The organism is Vogesella oryzagri, from assembly GCF_040148885.1.
Lineage (GTDB): Bacteria > Pseudomonadota > Gammaproteobacteria > Burkholderiales > Chromobacteriaceae > Vogesella > Vogesella oryzagri.
In genome coordinates this window covers 87,984-108,278 of record NZ_JBEFLD010000009.1, presented here as the reverse complement: position 1 = coordinate 108,278, position 20,295 = coordinate 87,984, and the positions used below count along the sequence as shown (strand labels likewise).

Below are 20,295 nucleotides of genomic sequence, written 5' to 3'. Positions count from 1 at the left end.
TCGTCAGATAAAAAACCGACGCATTACCTGTTACCGGCACGGCCGTACCAAGTCTGCAGGAAAATATCCCGGCAGCCACACTGAAACTGATCAAGGAGACGATTGATGCGAAATGACAAGGATCTGGCCGCACGCGACGCGCAGCGCGACCTGGGCGCCGAGTTGCTGGCATCGGTCAAGGCAATGAAGGCCAATGAGGCCGCGCGGGTGACGAAGGTGACACCGACGTTGGCCGCAGAGGCGCGCGCCAAGGTGGGACTGTCACAAAAGCCTTCGCAGCCATGCTGCAAGTAAGCGCCTGCACCTTTCAAGAGTGGAAGCAAGGGCGGGGTGAGCCAACCGGTGCCGCACAAACGTTGCTACGAGTGGCGCTAAAACATCCGGAGGCATTACAGGATCTGGAAGTGGCCTGATGACCAAGACAAAGCCCGGCGATTGCCGGGCTTTGTCTTGGTCTCGCAGATAGCATCTTGCTCGATCGTTCCGGCAGATGTTTGTGCTTGCCGTTTGGCCGGCGGCTGCTACATCTAGGGGATGGCAGGCGCTGGCGTTTGCCGGCGCTGCGCCTGTCGTTGTTTCCGGCTGGTGAAGGAGTGCGTGATGGCTAAAGGTGGCGGTAGCTCAGGTGCAGGTAAAGGCAGTGGGACATCCGGTGGGAGAGGCAGCAGCGGTGGGCGTGGCCCGTCCAGCCACCCCGGGCCTGGTGGCAATTGGCCGAGTACGACCGGCAGCCCGTCCGGCACCGGCCGCGGCAATGCGCCGCCCGGCAGCGGGACGCCAAGGTAAGGAGTGAGGGCGGGTTGTGACAAAGGACGGCAGGCAAGTTTGACGGAAACGGATAGATGCAGCCTACCTTGCACGTGGCAATTCATCCCAACTGGTCGTCCATCGTGACGACCTTTTTTCTTGGCGCATCGCCCACCCTCGGTGCAGCCCTTCACTGGCTAGCCGCAGGGTGCCGCGGCCGAATTCGTGGTTGATGCTATCCATCACCGCCATCAACGCGGCACGACGTGGATCGGGCAGCGGGGCGAACAGGTCACGCTGATCCCGGCCAGCCGGGCTGATCTCCATCAGCACCACGCCTGCTTTCTTGTAGGCGTAACCCGGGCGGTAAACATGATCGAGTGCGGCCAGCGCGGCGCAGGTGATGGTGGCGCTGTCTGATGAAGGATGCACCAGCGGTACCACCAGCCAGCCAGCGTACTGCGCATCCTGCGTGCGAAAGCGGTTGGTGTGGATGCTCACCGCCACCAGCCGCGCCACGCTGCGCTGGTGGCGCAGCTTCTCGGCGGCCCGACAGGCGTGGTGGCTGATGCAGCTGGCCAGCGTGTCATGGTCGCTCACCAGCTCGGCAAAGCTGCGACTGGCGATGATCTGCTGCTTGGCCGGCACCACATCCTCCATCGACAAGCAGCTGACGCCGTTCAGCTCTGCCACGGTACGCTCCACCACTACCGAGAACTGGCGTTTGATATCGCGCGGGTCGGCGCGCTTCAGATCCAGCGCGGTACGGACGCCCATTGCGGCCAACCTTTCCGAGATGCGCCGCCCTATTCCCCATACTTCACCCACCTCGATGCGGGCCATCAGCTTGTCCTGCCACTCTGGTGTAAGCCAGTCCCAAGCAAAGACTCCCTTGGCCTGCGGGTACACTTTGCCGACATGGTTGGCCAGCTTGGCCAGCGTCTTGCTGGAGCCGATGCCGACGCAGGTTGGAATGCCGACACGCAGCAGCACATCGGCACGCAGCCGGGTGGCGTACTCGCGCAAGTCCGGGATGCCATCCAGCGTAATGAACGACTCGTCCACGCTGTACACCTCTTGCTCGATGCCCCAGCGACCGATCACCTGCATCATCCTGTGACTCATGTCGCCGTATAGGGTGTAGTTGGAGCTGAACACCGCCACACCGTGTTTTTCGCACAGATCACGGATTTCGAAGAACGGCACAAAGCCCTTAATGCCCAGCGCCTTGGCCTCGGCGCTGCGCGCCACCACGCAGCCATCGTTGTTGCTCAGCACCACGATGGGCTTGTCTTCCAGATCGGGACGGAAAACACGCTCACAGCTTGCATAGAAGCTGTTGCCATCCACCAGGGCGAACTGTGGCATGGCTACAGAAACTGCTTCACACAGCCGGTAACCACCCCCCACACCTGCAGCTCCTGGCCATCGTGTAGCTCTATGGGCTGATAGGCCGGATTCTCTGGAATCAACGCCACGCGTGTGCCACGCCGATGCAGCCGCTTGACGGTGAAGTCTCCATCCACGATAGCCAGCACAATTTGCCCATGCGCCGGCGTCAGGCTGCGATCAACCACCAGCACGTCACCACTGCTGATGCCGGCTCCTACCATGCTGTCACCCGTCACCCGCACCATGAAAGTGGACGGGGCGTCGTGTATCAGCAGCTCGTTAAGATCCAGCCGCTGCTCCAGGTAGTCGTCAGCCGGAGACGGGAAACCGGCTGGTACGTGTGAGCTATAGACCGGAATGGCCAACCTGTGGGGCTGGAAAACTGGGCGAAACAATGTGGTGATCATGGCAATCTCCTAGTCTTTTGATTATGTACGATTTCATAACCAACACCAAGCCGCAGATCGAAATTACACTATTGTCATTAGCAAGGGCCGCCAGCAACTCAGCTGGCAACACCTCGATTGGCACTTCTGCATGAGACAATTACAAACAATGATTAATTTAAAGAACATGAACTATAACTTTGAAAAAACACAAGAATGGCTTTTTTTGTTAGCTTTCATTCTCATCGGTCTATTCTGCTTCATTGATACTGACATATTCTTCTTTTCCATGCATGGCTATGCATTACCGCTCTCACACCTTTATCCAAAAATAATTTGGACAGCAATAGCTATCACAATAGTGGCAATGATTACCAACACGAGAATAAACTTAAAAGACACTTACCGATTAGATAAAGAAGAAAACATATTCTTAACCACATACAAAAACGGAGAAAACAAACTACGCATTCACATTGGGTTTGATTTCTGCACCACAGTAAAAATTCTGATAAATATATATAAGCCAATCTATAAAATTGCACGACATAGGACAAAAATCATTGATGACATTTTTCAAATATTTATCCTATCCAATTGCGATGAGATGGAAATCTCATCACACTTAATAAACAAAAAAACAATGGAAATATTAGAACTCACAGCCCAACACCATGCTATAGAAATCAACACACATGAGAAAACCACCCCCCGAACCATGCAAAAAATTCTATTTTTCATTTTCTATAAAAAAACACTTCACAGCACACGCAGGGTAACACTTTGTCGCTGATAAATCTTGAATTATAAATTCCATAAATTTTTGCAAACCACAATTATTCAAGAGATTTTGAAAATGAAAAAACAGATTGAGGATGATGCAAGAAGAGCACTATTACATGCGACAAGAGGAATCTCCTCCCACCTCTCATTGAACGATATTCAATTGGAAAGAAATTTTAAACTACTTTCCAAGGAAGAAAGGATATCAGCGAGAAAAGGCAGTGACGATGCCCCCGTATTTCTATACAAGTACTACCCACCACCATTCAAACAGACTGGAAAAAGTTCGTTCGATGCAGACTGGCGGGCAGAACAAAACAGAAGGCTTGAAAACTTGATTATCGATGGAAAACTCTACCTTTCATCAAGAAATCAATTCAACGATCCTTTTGATACAATGCCAAGATATACAACCACACCAATGCTCTCAACACTCTCCGCGCTTGCGGATAGATCATTAAAAAAATACGGAACCACAATACAACACAGTCAGCGCAAAAAAATAAAAGACAATTTAATAAAAAATAGCAATAAAATATTCTCCAGCCTTATCTCCGCATATAGGGATTATCAGGCAAAATTCGGAATATACTGCCTCTCTGAAACTAACAACAGCCTGTTAATGTGGGCGCATTATGCGCTAAACCACACCGGAATATGTATTGAATTTGATACCTCAGAAGATTTTATGCTTGCGGCCATTCTGCAAAAAGTCATATACACCCCGGAAAACAAGAGACCAACAATCAACATTACGGAGCCATCATTTTTATCAACATACGAAGAAACATTCCTAACAAAGTCAATAGATTGGAATTATGAGCTAGAGTGGAGATTGATTTGCGACGGCCTTGCAGGTCAAGAGTTGACTTTCGAAAATTCAACAATAACAAAAATAATACTTGGCGCAAAAGCACATGAAGAAACAATTTCAGACATTCTCAATCTAAATAGAAAACTTGAAAACAAAGGATTCCCCACTCTAGCAATACACAAGGCTGAATTGTGCGACCTTACCTATGGGTTAAAAATCGTTCCGTTCAAGACCTAGAAATTTTCTATCAGCACACCGATTCAACTCAACGGCTACCGCATCGGCTTCGCTGGCGAGTCCAACAAGAAATTCTGTAGCCGAGTCAGATAGTTCGGCTCGTGGCGCTGGATCTGCTCCGTCTTCGGCAACGTTGGCCGCAGCGCTTGCAGCTGGGCAGTTGGCAGGTTTGACGGGGACTGACAGGCGCAGCCGGCCAGCAGCAGCGTCAGAAAGAATGCGGTTCTTTTCGGCTTGTACATTGAGAAGTCCTTCACGGTAGCGGGTCTCCGCAGCCAGCAACGCGCTGGATGCGGCGGATTCCTTGCGGCGCAGCTGCTGCTGCAGATCGTTGATGGTGGCGGTGTTGTCACGCTCACTTGTGGTGGTTTTCAGTTGCCATACCTGGCGTTCGGCACGCTGGCCAGACCTGTATGTCAGGCCATGCGATAACCCGAGCAGCAGCATCACAACGATGGCGGGAACGAGTTTGCTATTGATCATGCCAAGCGCCCTCCCGCCGTTGCGTACGCGGCCAGTAGCGCTTCGGCGCTGTGCTCGTTCTGACCATACCCAGCCCCCGGCAGTGATGCCCAGCGGCTGCGGCATTTGCTAATGGCGATGGCGATGTTGCCGCGCAGAATATCGTCCAGGGCACGACACTCTCGGATCATCTGCAACGCGATGCGGTCCTGGTTGATGGCCCCGAAGTTACTGAGGCCGAGCTGCTTGCGGTAAGCGTCGTAATAACGCGCCAGGACCTGGTAGCGGCCGGCAGCAGTGGATTTGATGCCCAACTTGGGCAGATCAATGAGCCGGCGCGGGTGGTCGCTATAGCTACGGAACAGCAATGGTGCTTTTACGGTACTCCCGACGATAACGTTGTAACCGTCATCGCTGGCGGCGATCAGTCCACGCCCCAGCTCGGACACGGCGATCATGTCGAGAAAGGCCAGGACATTGCGGCCACCGGCCTCTTGTTCCGAAATACGAGCCATGTTGACTCCTTCCATAAAAAAACCCGCCTCGTGGGCGGGTATGGTGGTCGGCGGTAATGTTCAGGCAGAAATTTTGTCTGCGCGGCGCTTGAGCCAGGCTTCCAGATACTGGGCACCAACAATGCCCAGCCCGGCGCCAATCCCCACCAGTGCCGGCATCGGCAGCGCGGGAAACTGCATCAACGCTACGCCGGCGATGGTGGAGGTGCCCGCCCCTAGAATGGCGCGGCCGAAGATCAGTCGCGTGGTGATGGCTTCATTGCTGGACAACAGTTTGCCCAGCCCGATCAGCGCCCCAACACACAGCAACCACAGCAGCCCTTTTTCATGTTCCTGCATTACTACCCCCTTAAAAAGTAAAACCCCGCGAAGTCGCGGGGCCGGAGTGAAACAAGTCATGGCGCCAATACGGCCAGCGCCTTGGGTTTTTTCTGTCCTGCTTTCTTCTTCCCCTTCTTCGCCAGATCGGCTTTTTTATTCAGGATCAGTTCAACGCTGATTTCCCAGCCACCACTGCTGAAATCGTGCACCACGCTGTCTACCGTCCACAGGTGATCGACACCGTCCTTGATGCCCTGCGTTCGCAGCTTGCGCTCGGCCACAATGTCGGCACGGCCAGCCATGGTGACGCTCATGGTGATTTCCGACCGTGCCGCGCGATTGCTGGCGGCTTTGGCTGCCGCGGCGGCGCTACCTTTACTACTCGCTGTGTGGCGGATCACCCGCGGCGGCGCGGTCGGGTTGTCCGGATTGGGCACCAGCACCGACTGGGTCTTGCCCGTAGCCTTGTCGTGGTGGCGCACGATGGCGCCGCCAGAGGCGTTGCGATCACTGGACTTGAAGTGCCAGCTCTTGATGTTCTGGCGGTTTATCACCAGCGTGGGCAACGTCTTGCCGCTGACGCTGGCCGTCTGCCCGCCACGCGGCAACACCAGGATCTGCCCGCCCTTCACCGTGGCAGTGGCGTCGTACTGACTCGCCAACCGGGTGATGAAGTGCAGATCGGATTCATTCATCTGGTCGGCCCGGGCAACGGTTGCCTTGACCTTGCACACCGCCTTGAGCTTGTTGCGGGCGGCGATGTCCTTGACGATCTGCTCCAGCGTGGCGCCTTCCCACGAGTGGCGCCGCGGCTGCTTGATCTTGCCGGACATATCCGCCGGCCTGCCACGAAACACCACAATCTGCGGAGGGCCGCTGGATTCGACCTCATCCACCCGGTATTGCCCGATGCGGGTCAACCCAGTTTCGACATAGCCCAGGCTGACATCGAGCATGCCACCCCGTACCGGCAAGCTAACCACCCCGTTGCGGTCATCCAGGGTAACGGTCAGCTCGTCGGAATCCAGCCCCGCCTTGTCGGTGATGCTGATCGATATAAGGCGGTCCTGCAGGAGCGCTGTGATGTCCTGACCATTGGCCAGGATGCGAAAGGTTGGCCGCATGGTTTACTCCCACAACGTGACGGTTTCGGTTGGGGCACTGGCAATGTCCGGCATGGCAATGTAAACGCCCTGCGGATACGGCTGTGCCAACCCGGCCAGATCCACGTTGGCGGCCAGCACCGCCTCAACGCTGCCGTTGAGGTGGCCATAGTGCGCGTAGCAGATGCTGTCCAGACAGTCGCCGTCAGAGGTTCTGATAATCTTCGCCATAGCGCGACAGCTCCAAAGTAAAGCCCTGCTTGCGGGGCGCACCGTCCACAAACAGGTGTTCCTGCTCTTCATTTATCGATGCCAGATATCCACCGCCCACTGGTGGCCACGCAGGATGGCGTCCATCACCATGTCGGTGGTGCGCACGCGGGTGACAAACGACCACTTCGGATCTGCCGACAGCGTGCGGTTACCCCACAGGCGGAAGCCGCCATCTCGGATGATGGTGGATACGTACGCCTGGTTCAGCAGGTTGGCGCGACAAGTCGGATCACCGTACAGGTACTCCACCGGGCGGCCGGTGCCCAGCACCTCGGCAAACTCGGTATTGGACGGCGATGCCCAGAAACCGACCTCGGCATCCTTGGCCGCAAACAGGCCGGCAACCGCGCCCGACGACGGCAGCAGGATCTCGCTGCTGCTGGTGGTATCCCACACCTTGTTGCCACCGGCATCGACCAGGTACAGCCGCTTGCTGCCAAAGTTGGCCGCGTATGCGATCGCTTCGTCATCGGTCGTGTTCGGACCGTCGATGATGCTGATCGCGCGCAGCTTACCGGCCAGGCTGTCCATGGCACTGGCAACGGCCTGCGTGGAAGAATGACCCGGAGCCACCAGCAGCCGCGGCTGCAAATTGACAGCCGATTTACCATCCAGCAGCGCTTGCAAGCCGGTACGTACCCCGCCGGCAGTCACGCCGCCGATGATGGCGCTAGTCTGAAGCGCGAGATCGGCATTGGCCTCGACACCGACAGCAACGATGCCAGCGATACCGCTCCAGTCGTAGCGCTTGCCGATCTGGCTGCGAGCGGCGGCCAGCACCTGGTCGGCGTTGTGGCTAGGAATCCGCATCAGCGCAGCGCGGCTGGCGCGGGTGATCGCAGTGGTCAGCGGCGCGGTGCGCACACCATGGCCGGCGGTCGCCTCAATCAACTGGTCGCCGTCGACCAGGGCAACGTGAGAGAACGGGCCGCCAGCACGGGCGCGGATCAGCAGCGACAGCGGCAGGTTAGTGGTGGTGAATAGCAGGTGCAGGTGCTTCATTGTGCATTCCCCACATTGGCCACCGCATGAATTTGCTCCATAGCACCTTCTGCCGCCGCTTGGGCTTCTGCAGCAGCCGGCGCGTTGCGGACAGCCTCTTTGCCCTTTAGCCGCATTTCGCGGATTCCGTAGAGTGCTGCATTCCAGCTCGCCGCCTCGGTGAGGATACTGTTTGCCGCTTGCTCGCCAGTCCAGCCCTTTGCTTCTGCCCATGACTGTACTGCTGGTGGTACGGCACCGATGTAACCGGCGTCCTTGAACACCTGCGCCTCGATGGCTGCGCGTTCGTACTCGACCACGCGTAGTGGGTCACCAGCGATGGCAAGGCGGGCGGAATCTGCCATGACATCAATCCGCTTACATAGCGTGTTCTTTATGTCGTTCAAGTCAGGTGCCGGCGGATCGAAAACGACCACGGCGAGTGTCGAATGATCAAACCGGCGACGCCCCGGATTGTTTTTCAGTTCTTCCCATTGCTGTTCTGATAAATCAATCGCCTCTGCCGGAATGTTGTTTCCGTTGAAGTCTGTCCGGTAATAACCAGTTGGAAATCCAAGTGGATCGAAGGTGGCTTTGAACACGATGTACTCCTAATGGCCCAGCGCGATGAAGTAGATGTCTACGTTGAAGCCTGTTGCGGTGTAGATGGCTTGGTGATCCAGAACGACCGATGTATTTGAAAGGTTTCTGAATTGAGCGACTGCACCGTTATTGGTGCGCGCAACTGCGTAATGAAGGCCACCCGCAATGGACAAGCATTCTGTTGGGAAGGCGAGAGGGAATACCACATCCAGCCCATAGCCCTTAGCCAGCGCCACCGCCTGCTCATCAGCTACAAAATCCACCGGCACGCGAGAGCCACGCGCCGCAGGCCGCGACACAGCACCAGCCTTACCGCCAACACACTCACGCTTTTTACGGATAACCGGAGAAGCGGAAGTGTGCCCCTCATCCGCACCACCACCGTCAACCATCACCCCGGCACCACCCTCAACCGCAACGTTGGCCGCATTCGTCAAAACCTTGCCAGCACTGGCTTTGCCGCCATTCGAAACCGGCCGCTGAACACCACCGCCAACCTTGCTATCCAGCAACCGGATCAACGTCTTTAACAAAGCAGCACCGGCCGCATGCCGATCATCCGGATGCGCACAACGCACCCGGTAAGCCTTGCGCTGCAACACCTGCAACACCGGATCAGGCCGGTTCATGGCAAACACCCCGGCGGCGCGCAGCACGCAGCGCCCCCGCCAGCGCATGCAAACGCGTAACGTTGGCCGCAATCGCATCCTCGATCGCATCCATCTCCGACGCACTCACCTGGCCATCCGCCAGCGCAGACGCCACCTGGGCACCCACATCACCATGCGCTTCCATCAGCGAAGACAACCCCATCAGCGGCGACACCTCCGAAATCGAACCATCGCAAGGCATGCACACAAAACCGCACTCGCTGGCAAACGAAAACAGCATCCGGAAATCACCCGACAACTGGCTGATCCGCACAGCTGACAACAACCCCAACACATGCGTCGGGATATTCGGATTCACCTGACTGCGTAATGTCGAAGCCGCCATGCCCAGCCGGACTGCCAATGCCTCTGCGCCGCCCGGATAGTCATGCACCACAGAATGAGCAACATCCAAAACAGACATGATCGACTCCCGCCAAAACGACCGTGGACGACGCGGCAACCCCGCACCTAGTCTCACAGCCAGACCAAACAAATAAAAAACGCCCGGCCCAACACCGGGCAAACCCAAGCCATCAGGGGTATTGGCCTGAACAAAAACCTACTCATCACCAAAATCCAACGACAAAGACAAAGGAGCCGAGCCACGTAAAACACCCCACTCCACCCCTGGGTGCATCCGCTCGCACTTCCAGCGCCCATGCGTCAGCCGCTCCAGCGTCGGGCAATACTCCACAGGAATCCGCTGCCGGCTAACCCAGTTGCCAACAGCGCTCGACTTCACACCGCAAGCCGCCATCACCACACTGCGGCCGCCCGCATCTTCAATCAGTCGAAGGATCTGGTTTGCATTCATGCGCCCATAATAAACACGATTCGTGGTCTTTGTCACACGATACGTGCAAATTTGATAACACATAAAGTGTTAACCTGTCATAAAACAACACGGTAAACAGGAAAACCATGCTCAAACTCGGCAAACGCATCAAAGCCCTGCGTGAAGCACAACACCTCAACCAAACCGAGCTGGCCCGCCGCTGCGGCTGGGACAGCCCAAGCCGCATCGGCAACTACGAACAGGAAACGCGCGAGCCAAAGCTCGCCGATCTCGAACACATCGCCAAAGCCCTCGGCCTCACCCTGCAAGAGCTCATGTTCGGCACCGACGGCGACAGCCCCAGCAGCCTCGGCCGCGTTGTGGAATGGGAAAAACAGGAAGAACTGGCAGAAGAAGGCTACGTCTTCATCCCCCGCTACGATCTGAACCTCTCCGCCGGCTGCGGCACCATCGCCTGGGTCATCCACGAAGAAGACCCCCTCGCCTTCCGCAGCCGCTACATGCAAGCCAAGGGCTACAACCCGGACAACCTCAAGGCGCTCTACGTCCGCGGCGACAGCATGGAGCCCTACCTGCAAGACCGCGACACCGTGATGATCGACATCAGCGACACCACGCCCAAAGATGGCGAGGTCTACGCCGTCTGCTACGACGACGAGTGGTACATCAAACGCTTATTCAAAGTGCCGGGCGGCGGGCTGCTGCTGCAATCGGATAATCCGCGTCACAAGGACATGGAAGTCAGTCCTGAGCGGATTGAGGTGGTAAGGATATTTGGACGGGTTATTTGGCGTGGAGGCTGAGTAACCAAGTCAGTTCAAAACCAAACGGGCCACCCAGAATGGGTAGCCCGTTTGTCATTTGCATTTCAAAGATGCATCAGATCATTGACACCCTTACGTGCAGACTAGTCATGGACAGCACGCCCTACTTGGCAACCGTTCGACGGCGCTCAACACACGTGAATGGAGACCAAGAAAAGTACGAAGGCATGATCGTTGCGTCAATCTGGGTAGCTATGACACAAAAAATATGCATACCCCCTCAACACACCACCAGCAACAATCCACCACAAAATTACTTAAATTCGTCGAAAAACACACAAATATACTCAAAAATCAATACCTTGCAATGACATATGATTTTTCAAAAGAGAAAAATAGTCATTAAAAATATCTCCAATGTGTGGTATATAAAACGCGCGCGTGTGCCAAAAACCGCGCCAAATCGTTTACAACGCACGGCAGTCAGCACATCACTGAGCCGCCACCACGCAACCACAACATGCAGCTGCACGCGCATCGCTACTGCGCTGCAGCCGGTCCTCTTGGTGCAGTAAACAGAAAAGCATCCAAACAAGCCATGAAAATAGATATTAAAGTCAAAAACTTCGGCAAGATTAAAGATGCCGACCTTAGAATTAGACCATTTACCGTCATCGCCGGGAAAAACTCCTCCGGGAAAAGCTTCATAACAAAAGCACTGTATAGTTTTTTTAGCACAATCAACAAAGACTTTGCAGCTGCAGAAGCATTAAAAAACATTGACCACATCATCGCTTTTAGCACGGCGGTTTTTTCTTCCATACGTCTCAGCAAATTCGAAAAAGAAATCTCCGATCGAATTATATTCATGGAGAAGGAGCTGCTGCGCTTAATTCATCAAGTGTACGCCGAACAAACCTTTAGTTTACAGCTAGAGAACTCATCCTATTTCTCCTCGATAACCAACAACATTAGAGAAGCAATAGAAGATTTTGCAAAAACCATAGCAGAAAAGAAGAAATTCGAAAAAGTAGAACACGATATTGATCAAATAAGAATCTCACTACGGAACTTGCAATCCTTATTTGAAAAACCAACAAGCCATATTGTTTCTCAGATTAGAGATGAATTTAAAGAATCACTTAAAGAAAACTTCCAAGTTGGACAACTACCTGACCTTAAAAATTTTTCATCCTCTCCCGAAGAGAATCCAATTTTTGATTTTGGCGAAATCGGAACAATTGAAATTCCAGGTGATTCAGTAATTTTTTCACTCAGACACAATGGCATAGACCTACTGCAAGAGTTTTCCAATATCGTTTATCTTGACTCGCCAACATACTGGCGACTAAAGCAACCTCTTGAGCGAGTCAAAGAAGCATCAAAATTTAATTTTTTCCTTCACTTTAAAAGGCAAGATCGACTATCTGGTGTGCCAAAGTATTTTTATGACTTAATGGACTTACTAAGCGACAGAATAAAATCAAACACCACATCGTCAGATTTTGATGAAATCAAAAAAATCATAAACAATAACATTGAAGGTGAAATGACAATCTCACCCTCAAACGCCATTGTATTCAAAGACCGCAACAGCGGGAAAGAAATAAATCTACATTCAACAGCTGCCGGCATAACAAACCTAGGGGTAATCGGATTACTTATCGAACGAAATATTATTTCTCGTGGAAGTTATATTTTTATTGATGAGCCAGAGGTGAATCTTCACCCAGCTTGGCAAAAAATTATGATTGATTCTCTGTATGCCCTGAGCGAAAAGGGCATTAATATTGTCATCGCCACCCACAGCATTGACATGCTGAAGTGCATAGAAGGCATCGTGGAGAAGATGGATCCCGAAAATGCAGCTGATCACTTTGGAATTAATCAACTATCTTGCGAAGGCACATCGATAGACGGTGGAAAATATCCCGCCCGACAAATTGCAAGCATAAAAGCAGACCTTGGCCAATCATTTATTAACATGCAAAACAGTAGCGGGTGGTAAATGAAATTAGCTGACCATCGCGAAAAAATGAATCATGGCTTTGTTCGCATAAAGCTAGATCTAGAGAAATATGGCTATCGTCTTGACGACAAAAATAGCATCAAAATGAAGTGCGGCCTCGATAGACTTAAAGCGGCCGACTACATTGAACCCAAGGGAGATAAGTTTGCTTTTGTTGAATTTACAGATCTTCGCAGACAGCTCAACAACACGATTAAGGAATTTCTTGTAATCAAAGAGGCAACCTTTCCAGATCGCTCCGGCAAAAAAATTAGTCACAGCCACTGCGACAGAATAATAGGAACAATAACTTCAGAATTCTGCACAAAATTTAAGGACTCGCTTTTTATTTTGGCAGAAATAAAGAAAATATTTACCGACATACCTGATTCGTTTGAAAAAAAACCACATGCAGTACTTGTTATTGCACCACAGCACCACGATGACAAACACATGGACACTGCTGATGCGGCAAGATACTTTGACTCTATAAAAAATGCAATAACTCTAGGCCTACCCGAAATGCTATTCACGCAAGTTCACATTATAGAGCTGAATGATTACGCTTCAAGTTAAGGCCCCGTCAGTTATTAATTTTTAGTAATACCACTTGAGTCTAGCAAAAAAAATCATCGAGAAAAACAAAATAGCCCGCTTTCGCGGGCTATTTTGTTTTAACAATTTGCTTAGGCAAATAGACCTGATGCTACCACACTGACTCCGATGGCCCAAAGTGTCTCAAATAAATTTGATACGATCATTGTTTTAGGTCCAGACAGAGTATTATTCATAGGCATTCCTTTCTCATCAGAAAATAATCCAGCACAGTTGAGGCTAATATAGCGAAGAATTATTAGAGGAAGCGCCATCAGAACAGTATTGGCAGCAAGGGACGCCACTCCCCAGCCATACTCACCCATTTGCCTAAGCAAACCTGTTAATCGAAAATATTAACAGGTTTTCCGTTAATTTTCAATAAAAATATGAAAACAGCTTTCGACTTCTCCAGCTATCCATATCTACCCTACCCCTGCGGCCAACGTTGGCCACAGGGGTTTTCTTTGTCTACCAGTGGTACATCAACCCGTAGCGCAGCTTGATCTCATGGGCATAGGAGAAGAGCTTCGCGGCGTCTTTCGAGCCAAGGTCACTTAATGGTAGGTACAGGCGTAGCGATACCTCGCGCCAAGCTTGGAGATGCTCCCGCAGGCTTTCCAGATCGGCTTTGCTGATGGCCACATGGTCGGCAGGCAGTGCCCACTGTCCGCTCAAGTGTGCCTCCATCGCATTGAACGCCTCGATGTATCGAAGCTTCCATTGCAGTGCCTGCTTGCCGGTAAAGCCCATCGCCAGCAGCGTGAAGCCGTCGCGGGTGATTTCAAACCCAGGATCAACACGCTTGCGGCCCATGCCTAGATCAACTTCAATTTGTATGGGCGCAAAATTGCGCTGATACCAATCGTTCGGCAAGTCAGGCAATAACGTCTCGATCTTGCGCAGGACATCCTTGTGCTGCTTGTGGAAGTAGTCAGCCACCGCTTTGCTGGTGGTAGTGCTTTGACCATTGGAAATGGAAACGACAGGCGCGCTGAGCGCAAGGGATTGAGCAGCCATGATGGCCTCCGTTGATAGCGGTGTTTACCGCCACCCACGACGCCAATCGGGGGTGGCAGACCGAAGCGGGGTTGGCGTGCCGGCTCAACGAAACCGGTGCCTCCGAAGAGGCCCCCGCCCGGCCCGCCATAGACGCGCGCAAGCGTTGCGAACAAAAATAGCCGCAAGGCGGCCGTTCGCCGTTGAAGTCCGAGACGCCAATCTCGGCCGCGCTATTGAACGCGACATCAAGATGATAGGCCGCACCCCTACCCTCGTCAATTGCCCAATTTATATTGGGCCATAGCTGCGCACCCGCAAGGCGCTCCCTCGCATGGTGCCCGTTAGCCTACGCGGTGATGCCATCACCCCCAAGCCGCGAGCCAGGTCACTGAACCGGCCGCCACACGTTGGCCGCACCCGTCGCCAGTGCACCGAACTGCCCGCAGCCCCAGCATGCGAGTGCAACTGTTCTTCCCCACCTCACCGCCCTGGGCGATGCCATGCCGAATCTGATCTCCCTCAGAGCAAAGTACCAATGGTCATGGCACAATGATAAAGTCATTATCGCAATGCACAATTTACCCGACGGGCAATCATCTCGCCAAAGGCCGCCCCGCCGCCTCAGGCCATTGCCCGTCTGCAACAGACCACCCACCAATCAAGTGCTCAACATCTACAAAGGCCCGGAACAATGAAGCATCTCTCAAAACTCGCTGCAGCCCTCTTGGTCGCTGGCACAGTTTCAAGCGCATTCGCAGCACAGGGGCGTTGGACTGAAGGCTTTGGCCAAGGCAACCTTGAGTATTTCATCGATCAGAACGACATCCGCCTCTACATCAGCTGCCCGACTCAGGATGGCAGCGCGGACGGCCAATCCAGCGTGTCGCTTTCACAAATCAGCACAAATCGGTCTGCCAAGAAATTCACTATCACAGTGAATGGTGTCACTTATGACGCACCGTTCAGCGCCGATAGCCGCGTGGGTGACAACAACTTTCTGTCGCTGCTGGAGAACCTGCGCAAAGGCGACGCAATCGTCAAAGTAGGCAACCAGACCATCAAGTTCCCCAAGAGCAACGCAGCCAAAGTTATTCCGGTCTACGGTAAAAATTTCTCCTGTAACCTTTCCTTCTGATCGCTTCAGCGTTCAGCGGCAAACCGCCCGGAGGCCAACCCCTCCGGGCTGTTCTTGGGGCGGAGCCCATCAACCTGGAGCAGGCACTGGTGGTCGTTGGCCACAGGGCAGACCAAAGCTGGCCGAAGCGGCGGCACTCGCTAACCATCAAAAATTGGACGTCATCATGAGTGACGCGACCTGCAACTTTTGACCAAATGCAATCAACCAGCTTTCTACCACGCAGACTGGGGCGAAATTTGGCGATCATTCAAAGTAATGACATTCAAAAGCGCTAAGCTTCAGATGAACTATTTTTCCGGCACAAAAGACAAGAAACGAAGCCTATGAAAGTGAGCATGCTGACGGATGGTCAAGCCACCCATACCGTTATTCAACTATTACGCGAATGCACCCGGTTTGATGTCGCCGTGGCCTGGGCAGGCCCCAACAAGGCATTGGATGCCATGCTGGCATCGCACCCGAAACTTGGGCGTGCTGTCATCGGCACCCACATGTACCAGACGGATCCGGCGGTGCTAAGGAGATTTATGCCCCACGTGGGCGCTCGCTGTTTACCCCCCGACGGTCGCCTCTTCCACCCGAAGGTCTACCTTTTCGAGATGCCGAAGGGACTCGCGGCGGTAGTGGGAAGCCACAACCTTACAGGCGGGGCCTTCGACGGCAAGAACATCGAGGTGAGCGTACTGATCGAAGGTTCAGCCAACGAAACGGTCTTCGTTGACTTGATCTCGTTCGTCAAATCGAGCTGGAACTCAGCGGAAGCTATCGACGAAGATGAATTCCTGTTCGCTTATGAAGCTCAGTACCAGATCAACAAGGCCAAGCGAAATGCGCTGGACAGGTTCCACCGAGTGAAGAAGCCACGCTCAGGGGCACAGAAATCACCTATGGATATCTCATGGGAGAGCTTCATCGAGAGCGTGAAGAACGATGGCCACCACCACCTTGAAGGGCGTCTGAAAGTTCTAGAAAGGGCGGCGGCTCTGTTTAAGGAACATGGCTCGTTTGCGGCCATGTCGCAGTACGAACGCAAGGCGGTTGCCGGCACCTACGGCAGCAAGGAACCTCAACTCGATGATTTAGAGTGGCCTTGGTTTGGAGCAATGTTCGGCCAAGGCGACTTCAAAAACCTTGTCAATGAATCACCACAGCTTCTGTCCGATGCACTAGAAATTATCCCCTTGGACGGTGATGTCTCCGTGACACAGTTCGATGCCTTCGTGCAGCACTTTAACCTTGCCTTTGAGGGCAAAGCACACAAGGGGGGTATCGCAACGGCAAGCCGCCTACTCGCAATGAAACGACCCGATGTTTTCGTCTGCCTAAACAACGCAAACCGAGTAGGCATCAGCGAAGCGTTCGGAACGGCTCCGACAACATTGAACCTCGATAACTACTGGCAGCGTGTCATTATCCCAATGCAGATCTCTTCTTGGTGGCAGCATCCAAGACCAAGAGATGAATTGGCTGGACGCATCTGGGACAACCGTGCCGCACTTATGGACAGCATTTACTACGACCCGAGTACGTAGACACTGGCCTCCCACTTACACCTGGCGGCTACCTGAGGTAGCCAATAGCGCACATGGCCAGCGTAGGCCTACAGGCTGCTCCACTGCGCCTGAATTTGTACCTACTGGTTGCAGACACGAAAAGGCCGGCATCCGCCGGCCTTTCAATGTGGTCTTGTCAGATCAGCTCCCAAGGTAAGTCACGCCGCCCGTTCACCGGCTTCAGTACACCCTCGTTGCGCAATGCTTGTGCTGCCCAGCGGACATCATATTGCCAGGTGTAAAGAAAATCGCCTGATGCCTTGAGCTCTTTCTCGTAGCCATCCCATATAAACTTGGCCACATCTTTAGGCCAGCTCTTGCCGCCGGCAGCCCTGATCGCCTTGATGACCAGTTCTTTCATGTCGTCACGTTTTAGCAAGGTTTCCTCCTGTAGAAGCAATGACCTTGTCAGGCATCCGCCACGGCGTCATGAAAATCGTTTTCATGTACCAGCAGGATTCGGCCCCCCTTCTTGCGCAGCTGCACGGCTTTCTCGACCTTACGGCCATAGCAAGCGTATGCCCAGCAAGGATTCCCATCCGCGCCGATGACCAGATAGTCCACATGGGAGGAGACATGGTTGACGACCTCACCACCCAGCCCCTGCACGATCGCGGCAATGCCTGGCTTTGGCAAAAAATCTGAGTGCCACAAAACAGATCAGGTGTTGATTGCAGCCAACTTTTCCAAGAACTTAACTTGAAGCACTGCTGCATCAGCACCGTAATGAGCCTCTCTATGATGTTCGGCGCACAACGCAATAACATTGTGAACGGTATCCGGCCCAGCAGCCGAGAGCGCAATAACGTGGTGTGCTTCGAGGTAGTTCTTCCCATTTGGGAGTAAAAACCCGGGTTCATTGCAGTGTTCACATTTCCCCTTGGCGCGTTCAAGCACATATTGACGAACAGCATCATTGCGCCGATAGCCAAAACTGCCTCCCTTTACTTGAACTGGGGACACAACCCCAGGAGGGATATCCAGATCGTCTAAAGAACTGGGGAATGGATAAATATTTTGCTTCTTACCTGCCAGCACATCTCCTACGCTGACTTCACCAACAACATAAGCAACGTACCCGATCGGTTCTTCGGCAAAACGTAGTACCAGTAGCGTCTTTTCTTCGAAGTAACCACGCTTTCGTTTGCCATCTTTGTCAATCGGCTCAGCCAAAATACCATAGGCATCATAGCCTTTTTCTAAAACTGTATTTATTATGCGGAACATTTCTTTGGCACCGACCCTAGTATCTACGCCAAATTTTTCACGCCTCATAAAAACATACCTGCCATCTTCAAGCTTATTCGCCCAGACATTGAAGAGAGCAACACGTTTGCTATCAGAGATCGAGCACCATCGATCAAAAATATTTGCAAGTGGCACGCCAATATTTTCGCAATGAGAAGAAAAACTGATTGTGTTCTTCCTGATTAAAGACCTACTTGAATCTGATGGAACATCATCGCCGGGACCGAACTTGAGCCAAGCCACCACCTCATCATCATGAAATATACTTGGCAAATCAAAAAAACCAGAAATGGTTTTTTTATAAACAGTTTTCCCATGCGTCAGCGTTTTTAAAACAACATCCCACTTGTTTTGCAATTTTCTTTTCAAAACAATTTCGTGAGTTGTTTTACTGAGAGGGTCACCACCTCCAGCATTTAAGAACAGCGTATTTAAACTTTCACTCAAATCCCTAAATGCTGATCGTCCAAAGCCAAGATTTGCAAGCGAATCAACAACCTCACCATAATGCTCTTTTATTTTCAACCAGCCAGCTTCATTGCGCGCGTAATATTTCATGATTTAGCATCTATTTCGACTGTTCACTGACAAATTTTTGCAAAATTGCAGCTGATGGGTAGCTGGACATAGAGGCGATCCCATCAGCCAATGCAACAGGATATAGAGCACCTTCATAACTATGGCTAATAATTCCAGGAATCGTAGCCAGAATACGTTGCAGCCCGATTAGATCAGCGCTCTCCGGTTTGTTGACATCATCTTGATACTCGCCTACGGGCACATTCAGCACCATGTGCAGACCGGGATCCACTTTTACGTAAAGCTTCTCCCCCCAATTTGTTCTCAAGCCATAGGGGTTCGCAAGCTCTGGTGAACGGCTAACTTCCCGCCGAACATAGGCATGTGACAGTGCGACATAGCTCATGGGCTCACCTCGCTCCTGAGGGGAAGCAAATCGCGCAATCGAAGTGAGGTGCTCTCGAAATTTGCCACTTTTTTCCAGGCCGATTACATGCACTGGTCGATCTTTCTGCTTGACGTATTCGAAGAACGCCCGAATATTGGGCACCATCTTGGAATACTGGCTACGCAGCATCAGCGGCCCATCCTTGATGAAAAGCGTATCACTTACTAGTTGTTTATCAGTGTGATGCCACATCAGTCGAATTGCGGTGAATAGCATTAGATGCTCCATCACCAGCATATATGCGGAAGCAACAGAATCTGGCGCGCTATCCTCATCCATTTCCAGGTGAAAACCCCATACATCAGAGAGAAAGACCTCTCCATCACAGTGCAAGCAAGAAACCTCGTCTGCATCATGGGGCAGCCCTTCTTTGATCTCTTCACCGCAACATGGGCAAGCAAAGCCCGGCGATCTGGCTGTACTTGCTGGATCCCATTTGCGATAAGCCAGCCACTTCAGGGTGTCATAAAAAGCACCGTTCTCGTCAACCTTAAGTGACTCACGCACGATGTTACGGACAGCGAGCAGGTTACTACCCATGCTAGTGCGCACGTTGCGTAATGGGAAAACGGTAGCATGCTGAATACCACTACCTGTCAGTACTTCGCGCAGTAATAGTGGGTGCGGATGCTCTTTGTCGAGGGCATCCAGCTTGGTCTGATCCAGCATCAGCAATGCCGCTTTGACAAAAGCAACTTCTTTGGGTGGCTTTTGCTCAGTCTGAACCACAACAAATGAACCATCTGTTGCCCAAACATTCCGCAGAGGCATAACCCCATTCGCATCGAACGCCGCCCAAGTCGTCGCAGAAGGATCAGAGGTTAATAACTCAGGGCTCTCAAAATCTTCAATCAGTGACCTGACCCAATCACTCTGAATCACAGAAAGATGCCCAAGCTTCGAGGCAGACTGCCCCGGCAGGCGTAAACCTTTATCAAAAGACATAATTGTCTCC

General features: G+C 52.6%; 25 protein-coding genes. 9 read left to right on the top strand and 16 right to left on the bottom strand.

What is annotated here, in order from left to right; translation table 11 throughout:
* Positions 1 to 105 precede the first annotated feature (105 nt).
* The gene (locus ABNW52_RS16475; RefSeq protein WP_349590171.1) at positions 106 to 294 is read left to right on the top strand and encodes a hypothetical protein; all 189 of its coding nucleotides are present in this window, start codon (positions 106 to 108) and stop codon (positions 292 to 294) included.
* Between the two features lie 555 nt (positions 295 to 849).
* Here ABNW52_RS16475 and ABNW52_RS16470 read toward each other — a convergent pair.
* Positions 850 to 2,115 (bottom strand): Y-family DNA polymerase, encoded by a 1,266-nt coding sequence (locus tag ABNW52_RS16470; RefSeq protein WP_349590169.1) that lies wholly within the window; start codon positions 2,113 to 2,115, stop codon positions 850 to 852.
* Positions 2,116 to 2,117: 2 nt separating this feature from the next.
* Positions 2,118 to 2,546, bottom strand: coding sequence for a LexA family protein (locus tag ABNW52_RS16465; RefSeq protein WP_349590167.1), 429 nt, complete (start codon positions 2,544 to 2,546; stop codon positions 2,118 to 2,120).
* Positions 2,547 to 2,712: 166 nt separating this feature from the next.
* Between ABNW52_RS16465 and ABNW52_RS16460 the strand changes: the two genes are divergently transcribed.
* Together ABNW52_RS16460 and ABNW52_RS16455 are read left to right on the top strand one after the other, a co-directional pair.
* Complete coding sequence (locus ABNW52_RS16460; protein WP_349590165.1) at positions 2,713 to 3,318, top strand: hypothetical protein; 606 nt, start codon at positions 2,713 to 2,715, stop codon at positions 3,316 to 3,318.
* A 63-nt stretch (positions 3,319 to 3,381) separates the two neighbouring features.
* Positions 3,382 to 4,359: a DUF2971 domain-containing protein gene (locus ABNW52_RS16455; protein WP_349590162.1), complete on the top strand. Its 978-nt coding sequence runs from the start codon at positions 3,382 to 3,384 to the stop codon at positions 4,357 to 4,359.
* Here ABNW52_RS16455 and ABNW52_RS16450 read toward each other — a convergent pair.
* From ABNW52_RS16450 to ABNW52_RS16405, 10 genes are all read right to left on the bottom strand, one after another.
* The gene (locus ABNW52_RS16450; protein ID WP_349590160.1) at positions 4,333 to 4,842 is read right to left on the bottom strand and encodes a lysis system i-spanin subunit Rz; all 510 of its coding nucleotides are present in this window, start codon (positions 4,840 to 4,842) and stop codon (positions 4,333 to 4,335) included. The two genes, ABNW52_RS16455 and ABNW52_RS16450, sit on opposite strands and share 27 nt — an antisense overlap.
* On the bottom strand, positions 4,839 to 5,336 hold the full coding sequence (locus tag ABNW52_RS16445; protein WP_349590158.1) for a glycoside hydrolase family 24 protein: 498 nt from the start codon (positions 5,334 to 5,336) through the stop codon (positions 4,839 to 4,841). The genes ABNW52_RS16450 and ABNW52_RS16445 overlap by 4 nt, the downstream gene beginning before the upstream one ends.
* 60 nt (positions 5,337 to 5,396) lie before the next feature.
* Positions 5,397 to 5,675, bottom strand: a complete 279-nt coding sequence (locus ABNW52_RS16440; protein WP_349590156.1) for a phage holin family protein — start codon at positions 5,673 to 5,675, stop codon at positions 5,397 to 5,399.
* 56 nt (positions 5,676 to 5,731) lie between these two features.
* A complete protein-coding gene (locus ABNW52_RS16435; protein ID WP_349590153.1) occupies positions 5,732 to 6,781 on the bottom strand; it encodes a phage late control D family protein in 1,050 nt (349 codons plus the stop codon).
* 3 nt (positions 6,782 to 6,784) lie between these two features.
* Entirely contained in the window at positions 6,785 to 6,991 is a 207-nt protein-coding gene (locus ABNW52_RS16430) for a tail protein X (protein ID WP_349590151.1), read from the bottom strand.
* A gap of 72 nt (positions 6,992 to 7,063) precedes the next feature.
* Positions 7,064 to 8,035, bottom strand: a complete 972-nt coding sequence (locus ABNW52_RS16425; protein ID WP_349590148.1) for a phage tail sheath subtilisin-like domain-containing protein — start codon at positions 8,033 to 8,035, stop codon at positions 7,064 to 7,066.
* Entirely contained in the window at positions 8,032 to 8,616 is a 585-nt protein-coding gene (locus ABNW52_RS16420; protein ID WP_349590145.1) for a hypothetical protein, read from the bottom strand. The genes ABNW52_RS16425 and ABNW52_RS16420 overlap by 4 nt, the downstream gene beginning before the upstream one ends.
* A 9-nt stretch (positions 8,617 to 8,625) precedes the next feature.
* On the bottom strand, positions 8,626 to 9,273 hold the full coding sequence (locus ABNW52_RS16415; protein WP_349590142.1) for a gp53-like domain-containing protein: 648 nt from the start codon (positions 9,271 to 9,273) through the stop codon (positions 8,626 to 8,628).
* Positions 9,233 to 9,691 carry a phage regulatory CII family protein gene (locus ABNW52_RS16410; protein WP_349590140.1) on the bottom strand — a complete coding sequence of 153 codons (459 nt, stop codon included), beginning with the start codon at positions 9,689 to 9,691 and terminating at the stop codon, positions 9,233 to 9,235. Before ABNW52_RS16410 ends, ABNW52_RS16415 begins: the two co-directional genes overlap by 41 nt.
* A 138-nt stretch (positions 9,692 to 9,829) precedes the next feature.
* Positions 9,830 to 10,147, bottom strand: coding sequence for a YdaS family helix-turn-helix protein (locus ABNW52_RS16405; protein ID WP_349590138.1), 318 nt, complete (start codon positions 10,145 to 10,147; stop codon positions 9,830 to 9,832).
* A 44-nt stretch (positions 10,148 to 10,191) separates the two neighbouring features.
* Here ABNW52_RS16405 and ABNW52_RS16400 point away from each other — a divergent pair, with 44 nt between their 5' ends.
* The 3 genes from ABNW52_RS16400 to ABNW52_RS16390 all read left to right on the top strand — a co-directional run bounded on the left by ABNW52_RS16400 (position 10,192) and on the right by ABNW52_RS16390 (position 13,414).
* Complete coding sequence (locus ABNW52_RS16400) at positions 10,192 to 10,869, top strand: XRE family transcriptional regulator (protein ID WP_349590135.1); 678 nt, start codon at positions 10,192 to 10,194, stop codon at positions 10,867 to 10,869.
* 481 nt (positions 10,870 to 11,350) lie between these two features.
* Positions 11,351 to 12,838: an AAA family ATPase gene (locus ABNW52_RS16395; RefSeq protein ID WP_349590133.1), complete on the top strand. Its 1,488-nt coding sequence runs from the start codon at positions 11,351 to 11,353 to the stop codon at positions 12,836 to 12,838.
* Positions 12,839 to 13,414 (top strand): hypothetical protein, encoded by a 576-nt coding sequence (locus ABNW52_RS16390; RefSeq protein WP_349590131.1) that lies wholly within the window; start codon positions 12,839 to 12,841, stop codon positions 13,412 to 13,414.
* 489 nt (positions 13,415 to 13,903) lie between these two features.
* On the opposite strand, the gene ABNW52_RS16385 is transcribed toward ABNW52_RS16390, so the two are convergent.
* Positions 13,904 to 14,452 (bottom strand): Rha family transcriptional regulator, encoded by a 549-nt coding sequence (locus ABNW52_RS16385; protein WP_349590128.1) that lies wholly within the window; start codon positions 14,450 to 14,452, stop codon positions 13,904 to 13,906.
* 673 nt (positions 14,453 to 15,125) lie between these two features.
* On the opposite strand from ABNW52_RS16385, the gene ABNW52_RS16380 reads away from it, so the two are divergent.
* Complete coding sequence (locus tag ABNW52_RS16380) at positions 15,126 to 15,569, top strand: hypothetical protein (RefSeq protein ID WP_349590126.1); 444 nt, start codon at positions 15,126 to 15,128, stop codon at positions 15,567 to 15,569.
* Between the two features lie 326 nt (positions 15,570 to 15,895).
* Entirely contained in the window at positions 15,896 to 17,104 is a 1,209-nt protein-coding gene (locus tag ABNW52_RS16375; protein ID WP_349590124.1) for a phospholipase D family protein, read from the top strand.
* Between the two features lie 157 nt (positions 17,105 to 17,261).
* Here the strand turns inward: ABNW52_RS16375 and ABNW52_RS16370 are convergent, their stop codons facing one another.
* Entirely contained in the window at positions 17,262 to 17,486 is a 225-nt protein-coding gene (locus ABNW52_RS16370) for a hypothetical protein (protein ID WP_349590121.1), read from the bottom strand.
* 38 nt (positions 17,487 to 17,524) lie between these two features.
* Here ABNW52_RS16370 and ABNW52_RS16365 point away from each other — a divergent pair, with 38 nt between their 5' ends.
* On the top strand, positions 17,525 to 17,770 hold the full coding sequence (locus ABNW52_RS16365; RefSeq protein ID WP_349590118.1) for a hypothetical protein: 246 nt from the start codon (positions 17,525 to 17,527) through the stop codon (positions 17,768 to 17,770).
* A 15-nt stretch (positions 17,771 to 17,785) separates the two neighbouring features.
* Here ABNW52_RS16365 and ABNW52_RS16360 read toward each other — a convergent pair whose 3' ends face one another.
* Both ABNW52_RS16360 and ABNW52_RS16355 read right to left on the bottom strand, forming a co-directional pair.
* The gene (locus ABNW52_RS16360) at positions 17,786 to 18,931 is read right to left on the bottom strand and encodes an HNH endonuclease (protein ID WP_349590115.1); all 1,146 of its coding nucleotides are present in this window, start codon (positions 18,929 to 18,931) and stop codon (positions 17,786 to 17,788) included.
* 10 nt (positions 18,932 to 18,941) lie between these two features.
* On the bottom strand, positions 18,942 to 20,285 hold the full coding sequence (locus ABNW52_RS16355; protein ID WP_349590112.1) for a hypothetical protein: 1,344 nt from the start codon (positions 20,283 to 20,285) through the stop codon (positions 18,942 to 18,944).
* Between the last annotated feature and the right edge of the window lie 10 nt (positions 20,286 to 20,295).